We start from the raw sequence: 12,013 nt of genomic DNA on the forward strand, positions 1-12,013 counted from the left end.
CTTCCCGAGGCGGCGGCGGCGGCGACGGCGATCAAAAGCGAGGACCTCTCGGTGGTCGATGTCGCCGACGAAAGTTTCGCATCATAGCGAAGAAGCGGAAGGGGGGATTTTCCCCCCTTCTTTTTTTGAACCCCCGGGTTCATATCAAAACATCCGGGTATCCCCGGTGAAGGGTGGCGGCGATGGCGGGAAAAGACCTGTCCACGGTATTAAAAGCACTTCCCCGGCTCGTTCTGGCGCGGGAAACGCTGGGTATTATCGCAAGCGTCATTCATCAATGGGGCGCCGCCAATACGGTGCGCATTTTGGTGCGGTCGGCACGACGGATCGGTATCATCAATAACCTGAAACATCTTTTCGCATTCCGCCTTGACCTGATCGTTCCCCACGTCCTGATCGCCATGTGGGATGTCTTCGCCGAACGGGAGGCTATCGTAACGGAAGGCCGGCGCCTGACATACCGGCAGTTGAAAGAACGGGTCTTCAGGCTTGCCAACGGCCTGCAATCACTCGGCATGCAGCCGAAAGACCATTTCGCCGAGCTTCTCTACAACGGTAACGAGTTCTTTGAGGCCCTGCTTGCGGGTTCCCTGATCGGATGTCCCATGCCGTTCCTCAACTGGCATATGCAGGGAACGGAACTTGCGGAGGCGATCAACAGGGCCTCACCGCGGATTCTCGTATTCGACGAGGAGTTCCTTCCCCGCGTTTCCGCCGTGAGGGACATGCTCCCTTCGGTGGAACACTTCGTCGTGGTCGGCGACACGGTTCCGGAGGGAATGATCGGTTACGAGGACCTGATCCGCCGTTCTTCGAACGATGATCCCCGGTTCAATTTCATCATCGCCCTGAACCCTTACACGGGCGGGACCACGGGAACGCCGAAAAATGTCAATTACTACGATACGATCGGATATGCTTTCAGCGACCTCTCCGAGGCGCCGGCGGTTCCCTTCGATGAATACCTGTGGCTTCTTATTAAAGAACTGAGTTTTGTATACTGGTTCGGCGCCGCGCGGATAACGGACCCGATCACCCGCAACATGCGGTGCCTGATCCCGGGCCCCCTCTATCATGCGGGGACCGTGGCCGGCTGGGCCCCTTTTCTGGTGCTTGGTTCCACGGCCTTTCCACTGCGCACCTTCGATCCCGAAAAATTTCTGGAAGTTATAGAACAGGAGCGCATCAACTGGGTCTTCGTAGTGCCCACCATGCTGGAGCGGGTTCTCCAGCTTCCCGCGGAGGTGCGGAACCGTTATGACCTTCGGTCCATGCATTCGCTCATATGTGCGGCGGCCCCCGCCACACCGGAACTGAAACGGGCCATCAATGAGTACTTCAGGGAACGGGGCTGCGACAAGAACGTCTTCATGGAATATTATGGGTCTTCCGAGACGGCTATTACCTCCGTCCTTATTCCCGAGGATTACGAGGAGAAGCCCCGACGGTATGCGAGCGTGGGAAAGATCCGGTGCGCTGAGACGGGGATCCTCGATGCCGGCTGCGACCGGTGGTGTCCCCCCGGAACGGAAGGAAAGGTCGTGACGAGGAGTGTCATGACCGTGGGGTTGAAATACCGGGGTACCCCCGAGAAGGCCGATGAGGCTTTCCGGACCGTCGACGGCCGGCGGTGGTTCGATGACGGCCTGCGGGGCTTCATGGATGAGGAAGGATTCCTCTATCTGACGGGCCGGGAAAAAGAGATGATCATCAGCGGCGGTGTCAATATCTTTCCGAATGAAATAGAAACGGTGATCAAGCGTTACGGGAAGGTCGCCGATGTGGGTGTCGTCAGATATCCCGACGGTGACCTCGGTGAGGTGCCCGCCGCCGTGGTCCAGTTGCGCCGGGGACTGCACGCGGAACCTGGAGAGATCATCGAGCACTGTCGCTCGGAAGGGCTTCATGGATTGAAGCTTCCGCGGCATGTCGACTTTGTCGATGAACTGCCCCGGCATATCGATGGAAAACTGATCAAGAGAGAACTGGAGGATCGCTACTGGCAGGGGATCGAACGACGAGGCTGACAGGGGCGATGCCTCTTATGAACATAGGACTTACGTTGAATTGAAGAAGGAGGTGTATGATGGCGTTCGAACGCGTGTGGCACAAGTCCTATCCGGCGGGAGTGCCGGGCGAGATAGACATAGAAAAGGTAACCGTCGGGGAAGGCCTGACGAGAACGGCCGGCCGGCATCCCGACCGGACAGCGTTCATCTACATGGGAAGGCGGATAACCTTCCGCGAACTGGAAAAGCTGGTGAACCGGTTCACCCGTGCATTGATCGACATCGGGGTGAAGGAGGGAGACACGGTGGGTATGCTTCTTCCCAATGTACCTCCCCTGATTATCGCCAACCATGCCGTCTACCGGGTGGGGGCGACAGCGGCCATGAACAATCCCCTCTACACGGAGCGGGAACTCGCGAACCAGCTGAATGATTCCGATGCAACAGTCCTCATCACCCTGGACCTCCTGATACCCCGGGCCCTGAAGCTGAGGGAACTGACCAAGGTTCGGAAGATCATCGCCTGCCATATCAGCGACTATCTTCCCTTCCCGAAAAAACAGCTCTTCCCCTTCGTGAAGAAGGACATGTACCGGAAGATAGAGCCGGGCGATGGCATCTATGAATTCATGGAATTGATAAAGAAATACCCCGATTCACCCGTGGAGAACCGGGCGAAGTGGGATGCCGTGGCGGCGCTCATTTACACGGGAGGGACCACGGGTGTCAGCAAGGGGGCCATGCTGACCCATGCCAATATATCGAGCGTGGTGCAGATATTCTCGGCGTGGTTCCCGGAACTGAAAGGGAGTGAGGAGAGTCTGCTGGGAATCTATCCCGTCTTTCACTCGGCAGGGTATTCGGTGAGCCAGAACCTGACAATCTGGAACGGATGGACCTGCATCCTGATCCCGAGGCCGGAGCCGAATGCCATCATCGAGGCCCTGGAGAAATTCAAACCCTCGTTTCTGCCGGGGGTGCCGACCATCTATTCCGGACTTCTGGCGGTGGAGAAGTTCCGCAAGATGGACCTTTCCTTTGTCAAGGGGTACTTCGGCGGGGCCGCTCCCCTGCCCGAGGATACCCTGAATCAGTTGCGGGAACTGCATGGTGCCATCATACACGATGTGTACGGGGCGACGGAGAATACCGCCTTCGCTACGACAACGCCCTGGAAGGGAAGGGTAAAGCTCGGGACCGTCGGAGTGCCCCTGCCGAACACGGACATGAAGATCGTCGATGTCGAAACGGGAACGAAGGAACTGCCTGCCGGTGAACACGGAGAGATCTGCATCAAGGGTCCCCAGGTCATGAAAGGATACTACAAGAAGCCGGAAGAGACGGAGCGGGCCCTGCGGGACGGCTGGTTCTATCTCGGTGATATCGGATTTTTCGATGAGGACGGTTATCTTACCATATCGGACCGCAAGAAGGACCTCATCGTGGCGAGCGGTTTCAATATCTACCCGAATGAGATCGACGACATCCTCTTTTCTCATGCGAAAATTCAGGAGGCCTGCTGCATCGGTGTTCCCGATAAGTACCGGGGGGAAACGGTGAAGGCCTATGTCGTTGTCAAGCAGGGGGAATCACTGACTGAGGAAGAAGTAAGGGCCTTCTGCAAGGAACGGATGACGGCCTACAAAGTGCCTACGGAGATAGAATTCATCCAGGAACTTCCGAAGAGCGCCATCGGAAAGATACTCCGACGGGAGCTGCGGGAAATAGATCAACAGAAACGGGGGAGGTGACGACATGAACATCCCGAACGAATTGAAAACATTGACCTTTGAGGAGATCGAACCGTCGATCGCTCTGATCACCATGAACCGTCCCGAGCAGCTCAATGCGCAGAGCGTTGAGTTGCTGGCCGAGTTCGATGAACTGTTCCGCGCCCTGTCCGATTTTGAATCAACCTTCAAGGTGGTCATCATAACGGGAGCCGGTCGGGCTTACTGCGCCGGCGCCGATCTGAACGACGCCGTCGTTCACAAGGATACGGATGCCTTCAAGGACCCCGAACTGTTCCTCAAGATTGTCCAGGAACGGTATGCGAACCTTATTCTCGGCATGCGGCGGATTCCCCAGCCGATCATATCGGCTATCAACGGTCCCGCCGCCGGCGGCGGGTTTGCCATGACCCTGGCCAGCGATGTCCGTATTGCCGTTCCCGAGGCGTACTTTGTGGCCTCTTTCATCAATATAGGGCTCTCCGGCGGGGAACTGGGATGCTCCTATTATCTTCCACGGCTTGTGGGACTGGCGCGGGCCAGTGACGTCCTCCTGACCGGAAGAAAGGTCGGAGCGGATGAAGCGGAGCGCATCGGCCTGGTAAACAAGGTAGTGCCGCGGGAAGACCTGCTTGAAGAGGCCCTTTCCTACGCACGGCTCATGACGGCAAAAAGCTACGGAGCACTGAAACTGACCAAACGTGTACTGGACCAGAACATCGATGCGCCGTCCCTTGAGGCGGCCGTCAATGTCGAGAACCGCAACCAGGCGATCATGGTTTTTTCCGGTGCCTTTTTCAAGCTCATTCAGTCCTTTTTCAAGGGCGGTGAAAAATAACGAAAGGAAAGGAAGCGATCGTGGCTCAGAATTTTCTTGTTGATTATCGTGACATTCAATTTACCCTCTTCGAAGCTCTCGAAATTGAGCGGATGAACCGATATCCCCGCTATGAATCCTTCGACCGTTCCGTATATGAAGAAACCCTCGACCTCGCCCGGAAGCTGGCCGTGGAGCAGCTTTTCCCTGCGAACACGGAAGGACACAAGGCCGGATGCGTGTATGACCGTGAATCGAGATCGGTTACGGTGCCCGGAGGGTACAAGAGTGCCGTCAAGGCCCTGATCGAGGCCGGATTTCTTACCATATCAGACGATCCGGAGATCGGTGGGATGGGGATGCCCCTCACCCTTCAGACGGCCTGCTGGGACATGTTCTGCGGCGCCGGTGGAGCGCTCATGCTCTTTTTCATGCTCAACCACGGCTCGGCCCTCATGATACGGAACCACGGTACGGAAGAGCAGAAGGAACTGTACATGCCGAAACTCCTGTCAGGGGAATGGGGCGGTACCATGTGTCTGACGGAGCCCGGGGCCGGTTCCGATGTGGGAGCCTTGAAAACGAAGGCCCTGTCGCAACCGGACGGGACATACCGGATCGTCGGGCAGAAATGTTTCATAACGAACGGCGAACAGGATATTACCCGACAGATCATCTATCCCGTCCTGGCGCGTATCGAGGGTGATCCCCCGGGTACAAAAGGCATATCCCTCTTTCTGGTGCCGAAATACCTGATAAACGACGACGGGTCTCTCGGTGAGCGGAACGACGTATACTGTGCCGGTATCGAGGAAAAGATGGGTGGTCACGGTTCACCCACCTGTTCCATGTCCTTCGGGGAGAATGACGCCTGTGTCGGGTATCTGCTGGGCCGGCGCGGCCGGGGCATGAATATCATGTTCGAGATGCTCAATGAGACGCGCCTTGAAGTGGGTATCATGGCCCTGGGCGGGTCGGGCGCCGCCTATATGCAGGCCGTCGATTACGCCCACGCGCGGATCCAGGGTTCCCACGTGACGCGGATGTTCGAACCGGATGCGCCGAAGGTCCCCATTATCCAGCATCCCGACGTGATGCGGATGCTTCTCTGGATGAAATCGACGATCGAGGCCGAGCGGCTCCTCGCCTATTACGTGGCACAGTTGATCGATCTTCAGCATCTTCTCGAAGGTGAAGAGGCCCGTGAGGCAAAAGCCATGGTCGAATTTCTCGTTCCCCTGGTGAAGGCGGGCATTACCGACACGACCTGGCTGGTGACGTCGGAAGCGATCCAGATCCATGGCGGGTACGGGTACTGCGAGGAGTATCCCGTCGCCCAGTTCGCCCTGGATTCCAAGGCATTGACGATCGTCGAGGGCACAAACGGCATTCAGTCCCTTGACCTGGTGATGCGCAAGCTCCTCATGAACCCTGATCAGTATAGTTACGGTCTTTTCAAGGCAAGGATCGCCGAATCCATCGCTCAGGCCCGGGGCGTGGTGGATGACGGGCAGCTTGATTCTGTCGAGCGGGGTGTGGTACGTCTCGATGAAGTGGTCGAGCATATGAAAGGCCTGATGGCCTCCGGCAAGTTCATGGCGCTTCTCATCGATGTCGACCCCCTGAGACGGGCTTTTTTTGACGTGGTGATGGCCTGGATGCACCTGTGGTCGCTGACCGTGGTGAAGCCGAAGCTGGCTTCACTGACGGGCGGCCTGTCGGGTGAGGGACTGCGCGCACGGCTGAGGGATGACCGGGAGGCGGCCTTTTACTACGGAAAGGCAGTATGTTCGGAATTCTGGCTCTCAACGGAATTTCCAAAGTTTTTCGGCAAAATTGATGCTATACTCAACGCATCACCCGTTGACGTTGAGGCGGGTGAAGCATTTTTCGCGGGTCTTTACGGCCTCGGTGAAGTATCGGCGTGACAGCGCGCCGGAGAGGATTTGACGATACTGATGGATCCCGACAGCAGTCCCGTTCGGATCGGACTGATAGCCGACGGGCATGGAGATTATGATGCCACGGAGCAATCCCTGAGGGTTCTTCGTGAGCGGGGTGTGGACCTCCTGGTCCATCTGGGGGATTTCTGCGATTCCGTCCGGAACAACGGTCTCACCGATATGATCCGGCTCCTGAGAAAGAACGGGGTCTTTGCCATCAGGGGGAACAACGATCATCTGGTGGAGAGGATGCTGCGGGACAGCCGTCCCGAAGGTGACCCGCTGCGTGATGCGATCATCGGTTTCATGGGCGGCGTTCCCATGAGAATGGTGATCGATGACCTGTGTTTCGCCCACTCACTTCCCTATGACGCGATCCGGTCCTTCTATGAACCGATCGATATCGGGACACCGAAACGGGCCCGCTGGCTGTTCCGGGACATTCCGTACCGGTTGCTCTTTTGCGGCCATTCTCATATGCCGGTTTTTTTCCGCTGGAAGGACGGCGAGGTTACGAGGGAAGGGCTGGAACCCGGTGAGCCCCTCTTCCTGCAGCCCGATGAGCGGTACATCATGATCGTCGGTGCCGCCTATGAGGGGGAATGCGCCCTGCTTGACAGGGATGCCGGGACCTATGAGCGGATCAGGATATTTTAAATAAGGAGTGGGTGATGGAAATACGGGGACTGCAGAAGGACCTTGAGGCATTTTCAAAGCTGGTCACGCAGCGGCAGGAGTATATGAAGCAAGCTCCGGCGGAACCGGACACCGTCGATCCGATCAACGAGCTTTCCCGGAGAATGCATCCCGATCGGATCGTCCTGGTACTGAAGGACGTGTTCGATGAAAATGAAACGACCCGGACCTTCCGTTTTGAAGCCGCGCCGGGCGGAGAACTGCCCTATTTCAGAGCGGGTCAGTATCTGAGCCTGAAAGTTTCCGTCGGTGATGTCCTGATAACGCGGCCCTATTCGCTGTCGTCGGCGCCCGCCGATTCGCTTTCCCCTGACGGGAGCGGCGGCGGGGTCTATGATGTGACGGTCAGGCGGAAGGATGGGGGATTTCTGACGGACCACATCTGGAAGACCTGGCGGCCGGGGACGCCCGTCGTTGCCTCGGGACCTCACGGGAATTTTTATTTCGAGCCGCTCCGCGACGAAAGGGAAATCATCGGTATCGCCGGCGGCAGCGGCATCACACCATTCCGCTCGATCATCCGGGAAATGGCCGCGGGCGGTCTCGACATGACGCTTACCCTGCTGTACGGGATAGTCAATCCCGGGGATATCATCTTCGGTGAGGAGCTGAGGAAGGCGGCCGACGTCCATGCCGACAGGCTGAAGGTGTTCTTCGTCTGCAGTGAGCCCGACGACCGCTGGAGCGGACCTGCCGGTTTCATAACGGCCTCCTGCATCAGGGAACTGGCGGGCCCTGTGGCCGGAAAATCGTTTTTCATCTGCGGTCCCCCTGCCATGTACCGGTTTCTCGACGGAGAACTGAAGGACATGGGTATTGCTCAGAAGAGGATCCGACGGGAGGTTTTCGGCGAATACGACGACCCGGCGGCGGAACCCGGATTTCCGGCGGAGACCGCGGCAAAAACATTTTCCCTGAAGGTTCGCATGGGTTCGCAGGTCGCGGTGATACCGGCACGTGGCGATGAAACGGTTCTTGTTTCCCTTGAGCGGGCGGGGATCGGTCCCGACTCACAGTGCCGCTCCGGTGAATGCGGCTGGTGCCGTTCCCTGCTGATCTCCGGGAACATTCATGTGATGCCTGAAAATGACGGAAGGCGTGCCGCGGACAAGAAACTGGGATTTTTTCATCCCTGTTCATCCTACCCCCTGTCGAATCTGGAGATACAGGTGCCGCTCACGGGGGCGATGGCTCAATAGGATACCGGAAAGGGAAGAAACCATGGTAACAGGATCGAAAGCTGCAGTCGGATCGGCGGGTCGGTATTTTGAGCCTTCCTATGATGTCATAGTCATCGGCGCGGGGAACGGCGGTCTCTGCGCGGCACTGAAGCTTGTCCTTGAAGGAGCCAGGGTGCTTCTCCTTGAACAGCACAACCTGCCGGGCGGTTTTGCCACCAGCTTCGTGCGGGGGCGCTTTGAATTCGAAACGTCACTGCATGAACTCTCGAACGTCGGTTCCCTGGAAAACAAGGGGTTCGTCAGGAAATTTCTCCAGGATGAAGCGGGTGTCGCCGTTGACTTTGCCGCCGTGCCGGAGGCCTATCACCTCATACTGACCGACAGAAAGGTCAATGTGAAAGTTCCCTTCGGCATCGACCGGTTCATCAATACCATCGCCGATGCCGTTCCCGGCAGCAGGGAACCCCTGACCCGATATATGGAGGTATGCCGGGAGGTCTTTCAGGCGATCGGGTATGTGAGTCGCGCCCAGGGAAAACCGGACCCGTCGGTGCTCATGGAACAATACCGGTCCTTCATGACCACCGCAGGCTACAGCGTCGATGAAGTGACCCGACAATTCGGTTTTTCCGATGAGGCCCTTGATCTCATCTATCCCTACTGGTGCTATCTCGGTATACCCGTGGACCGGCTTTCTTTCACCATCTGGGCACTGGTGCTCTATGACTACCTTGAGCGAGGCGCCTATATTCCGATGATGACCTCCCACGGTATGTCGGCCGCCATCGATGCCAGGATCAGAGAACTGGGAGGACGCACCGAGTACAACACGAGGGTCACCGCGATCCTCGTGGAGGACGGACGGGTCGTCGGGGTCGAAACAGAGAGGGGCGAGCGGATCGGGACATCCTGGGTGATTGCCGGCCTGTCGCCGCATCTCGTGTATAATTCACTTGTTACACCCCGTGCCTCATTGCCGGCGGACGCCTTCAAACTTACCAATGCAAGAAAGATCGGCGCCAGCGCCTTTGTGGTCTACCTGGGACTTGACGCGTCGCCCGATGACCTGAATATCGAAAGTTACGGATATTTTATCGGGGCCTCCATGGACACCAATAAGGCTTATGAGAACTTCTTCACCTTCGAGCCACCGCGCATGCAGGCGTCCATATGTCTCAACAGGGCGAATCCCGACTGCTCGCCTCCGGGGACGACGATCCTTTCCATGACCGCCCTTGCCGGACCTGATACCTGGAAGGACGTGAAACCTGCGGAGTATTACCGGGTCAAATCCGAATTCGCCCGGGACATAATCGACCAGTTCAGCGAGGTCGTCGGCTCACCGCTTCGCGAGCACATTGAAGAGATCGAGATCGCCACCCCGCAGACCTTTGCCCGTTATACCGGTTCCTACAAGGGGTCGATCTATGCCTATGAACAGGAACCCTGGGATTCGGTCGTCGCGCGCGCCATGACCCTTCCACAGGAGCAGTACGTCACGGGGCTTGAATTCGCCGGCGGTTACGCCGCCATGGGGAACGGCTACGAGGCGACCATGCTTTCTGGAAGGACAACGGCCCAGATGGTGATGGCGAAAATGAGGCGTTCCTGAGGGACAGGACCCGCGCACAATACATTTCTTTTGACCCTGCCGAGGTTTTCGGGTATTTCTATGTACATAGTTACCCGAAGAAAAATTCCTTTTTCACTGAGCCCGAAACGTTTTTCAGGGAGCGGGATTCGAAAATCGGGAATCATGATTCGGAAAATCAGCATTGCTTAACCGTTGCATTGGTGTTTTTCTGTTTTACGATTTGTGATTTTCACTATGGCACTCTGTCGCTTTGCCCCTTTGCCACTGACTGTAAATGTATCAAAAGCGTTTCGGGCCCGGCAAAAAAGGAATTCATATAAAATATGGCTTTCCAACTATTCAAAAATCACAAAAGGAGGTAACGCGCAATGATGATGGATGTTCCCCTGTTGCTCCGGAGCTTTCTCCTGCGAGCGGCAAAGTTCTTCCCCAGGAAGGAAATCCTTTCGGTCTATCCCGATGGCATTTTCCGTTACACCTATGCCGACTATTTCAAGCGCACCTGCCAGCTGGCGCACGCACTTGAATCGCTCGGCGTGAAAAGAGGGGACCGGGTTGCCAGTATTGCCCTGAACAATCACAGGCACCTTGAGCTGTATTACGGGGTGCCCTGCATGGGCGCGGTCCTGCATACGGCGAATTTCAGGCTTCCGCTGCACCATCTGGTCTATATCCTCAACCATGCCGAGGACAAGGTGCTCTTTATCGAGGAAGACCTGTTGTTCATCGTGGAAGCCATCAAGGACCAGCTCAAGACGATCGAGCACTTCGTGGTTCTCAGCCAGAGCGGCAAGATCCCCGAGACGACCCTCTCGCCGGTCTATTCCTACGACGAGCTCATTTCGGGATTCCCCGAAGAATATGATTTTCCCACGGATCTCGATGAGCGGTCCCCCGCCATGATGTGTTACACATCGGCTACGACGGGTGATCCGAAGGGTGTGGTATACACCCACAGGAGCATTGTGCTGCACAGCTATGCCGGGGGTGTCACCTTTGGCGTGTTGGAAGAAGATTGTGTCCTTCATGTCGTTCCCATGTTCCATGCCAATGCGTGGGGGTTGCCGCATCTGTGTCTGGGAATGGGACTGAAACATATCCTGCCGGGCAGGGATGTCCTTGATATGGGCAAGATATGCGGCATCATCGCCGATGAAAAGGTGACCGTGACCTGCGGGGTTCCCACCATCTGGCTCATGCTTTACAATTATCTCGAGCAGGGCGGGGCCCATGATTTTTCGTCCCTGCGGGTCATTGCCAGCGGCGGTTCGGCCTGTCCTCTGGCCCTCATGAGAAACCTGAACGAAAAGTATAATTTCCCCATCAGGCAGGCTTACGGCGGAACGGAAACGTCACCCCTGGCGACGGCGGCCCTGGAGAAAAGTTATATGAAGGACCTTTCCCCTGGTGATCTTTACAGTATCCGCAACAGTGCCGGCCTGCTCGCCCTTGGACTCGACATGCGGATCGTGAACGCTGAAACGGGGAAGGATGTTGCCATGGATGGCGAGGAAATGGGGGAGATCTGGCTCAGGGGACCCTGGATCGCTGATGAGTATTACAAGGAACCGGAACGCTCCGCTCAGTCATTCATTGACGGCTGGTTCCATACGGGGGACGTGGGGACCATCGACGAAGAGGGGTACGTCAGGCTTGTGGACCGGACCAAGGACCTTCTGAAAAGCGGCGGTGAATGGATCTCTTCGGTGGACCTGGAGAACATCATCATGGCCCATCCAAAGGTGATGGAGGCGGCCATTATCGGCGTGCCCGATCCGAAATGGCAGGAAGTCCCCTTTGCCTGTGTCGTCGTCCAGCCCGGTGAGCGTTTGACCCCCCAGGAAATGCAGGATTTCCTCAAGGACAAGGTGAAGGCGTCCTACTGGATCCCCAAGCAGTATGCCTTCCTTGACGCCCTGCCGAAGACGAGCGTCCTGAAGTTTGACAAGAAGGAGCTCAGGAAGATGTTCGCTGACGGGAAGCTGGAGGTCATCGAATAATTGCTTTGACCACACTGCTGAAATGGACAGAGGCGGGAGCCGT

General features: G+C 56.9%; 8 protein-coding genes. All 8 read left to right on the top strand.

Features of this window, described 5'->3' with window-relative positions; translation table 11 throughout:
* Positions 1–182 precede the first annotated feature (182 nt).
* The 8 genes from JXO48_05760 (at position 183) to JXO48_05795 (ending at position 11,970) form a co-directional block, all read left to right on the top strand.
* Positions 183–2,027 carry an AMP-binding protein gene (locus tag JXO48_05760; protein ID MBN2283376.1) on the top strand — a complete coding sequence of 615 codons (1,845 nt, stop codon included), beginning with the start codon at positions 183–185 and terminating at the stop codon, positions 2,025–2,027.
* Between the two features lie 59 nt (positions 2,028–2,086).
* On the top strand, positions 2,087–3,760 hold the full coding sequence (locus tag JXO48_05765; GenBank protein ID MBN2283377.1) for a long-chain fatty acid--CoA ligase: 1,674 nt from the start codon (positions 2,087–2,089) through the stop codon (positions 3,758–3,760).
* A 4-nt stretch (positions 3,761–3,764) separates the two neighbouring features.
* Complete coding sequence (locus JXO48_05770; protein MBN2283378.1) at positions 3,765–4,577, top strand: enoyl-CoA hydratase/isomerase family protein; 813 nt, start codon at positions 3,765–3,767, stop codon at positions 4,575–4,577.
* Between the two features lie 20 nt (positions 4,578–4,597).
* On the top strand, positions 4,598–6,484 hold the full coding sequence (locus tag JXO48_05775; protein ID MBN2283379.1) for an acyl-CoA dehydrogenase: 1,887 nt from the start codon (positions 4,598–4,600) through the stop codon (positions 6,482–6,484).
* Positions 6,485–6,502: 18 nt separating this feature from the next.
* On the top strand, positions 6,503–7,156 hold the full coding sequence (locus JXO48_05780; GenBank protein ID MBN2283380.1) for a metallophosphoesterase family protein: 654 nt from the start codon (positions 6,503–6,505) through the stop codon (positions 7,154–7,156).
* Between the two features lie 14 nt (positions 7,157–7,170).
* Entirely contained in the window at positions 7,171–8,394 is a 1,224-nt protein-coding gene (locus JXO48_05785; GenBank protein ID MBN2283381.1) for a 2Fe-2S iron-sulfur cluster binding domain-containing protein, read from the top strand.
* A 22-nt stretch (positions 8,395–8,416) separates the two neighbouring features.
* Positions 8,417–9,988 (top strand): NAD(P)/FAD-dependent oxidoreductase, encoded by a 1,572-nt coding sequence (locus JXO48_05790; protein MBN2283382.1) that lies wholly within the window; start codon positions 8,417–8,419, stop codon positions 9,986–9,988.
* Positions 9,989–10,341: 353 nt separating this feature from the next.
* Positions 10,342–11,970, top strand: coding sequence for a long-chain fatty acid--CoA ligase (locus JXO48_05795; GenBank protein MBN2283383.1), 1,629 nt, complete (start codon positions 10,342–10,344; stop codon positions 11,968–11,970).
* The last annotated feature ends 43 nt before the right edge of the window (positions 11,971–12,013 follow it).

It is taken from the genome of Deltaproteobacteria bacterium, assembly GCA_016933965.1.
GTDB lineage: Bacteria > Desulfobacterota > Syntrophia > Syntrophales > UBA2210 > JAFGTS01.